A 695-nucleotide genomic window follows, 5' to 3' on the forward strand; every position below is an offset into this window, starting at 1 on the left:
ATTCTCCTTTCTGGTATAATCTTTCTGAATGCTTTTGCATTGGATTGGAGGTGGAATATATGGATAATCGAAATGAAAATAATATTGAAGATAATTATCTTCGTAGATTAGAAGAAGATCAGTTGCGTCGAAACCATCAATATGATTACTTCTCTAAAAATTTAGAACACTATGAATGGAAAAGAGATTTGTATATGATTAGCAATTCACTTGTTAATATAGCTTATTCACTTTGTTCAGTAACTGAGCAAAATGAATACAATCATTACTTAACTACTCTTAAACATCTATCAGCATCAATAACAGTAATGCGTGAAAGGATTATTAGTTATAGAGGATATGAAAAGTATTTAGAGTTTTCTTTGAAATCACAACAATTTATTCAGGTGTGTAAAGAGGTTCCATCTCACAATAACCAAGTAAAGCTTTACGAGTTTTTCGAGCGTCTTCTCGATGCCTTCGAAGAATTACCGATTCCAGATTCCTTTCGTTCACATTGATTAAGTTGCCTAACAATATATTTTCTTTTGCAATCGCAAATCTAAAAAAGCTCCACGCATCCGCTGTAGGATGTTCCAACATCTTTTCATAAATTTTTGTGCTGATTAATTCAACGTTAGAATCTGTTATTTTAGTGTTACGTAATCCGAAGAGGAAATTCAGAACTTCTTTTTCGGATTCTAATTTTTCTATAT

Annotated in this window: 1 protein-coding gene; it reads left to right on the forward strand. The window is 31.5% G+C overall.

Going from position 1 to position 695, the window contains the following annotated elements; translation table 11 throughout:
- The first annotated feature begins 59 nt into the window (after positions 1–59).
- The gene (locus tag HMPREF2846_RS14445) at positions 60–500 is read left to right on the forward strand and encodes a hypothetical protein (protein ID WP_070626528.1); all 441 of its coding nucleotides are present in this window, start codon (positions 60–62) and stop codon (positions 498–500) included.
- Positions 501–695 lie beyond the last annotated feature (195 nt).

The organism is Staphylococcus sp. HMSC056G08, assembly GCF_001812305.1.
Classification (GTDB): domain Bacteria; phylum Bacillota; class Bacilli; order Staphylococcales; family Staphylococcaceae; genus Staphylococcus; species Staphylococcus simulans.

Bases quoted from the DNA above. Each gene is read 5' to 3' on its own strand.
- HMPREF2846_RS14445 (WP_070626528.1), top strand. From the start codon at position 60: ATGGATAATCGAAATGAAAATAATATTGAAGATAATTATCTTCGTAGA.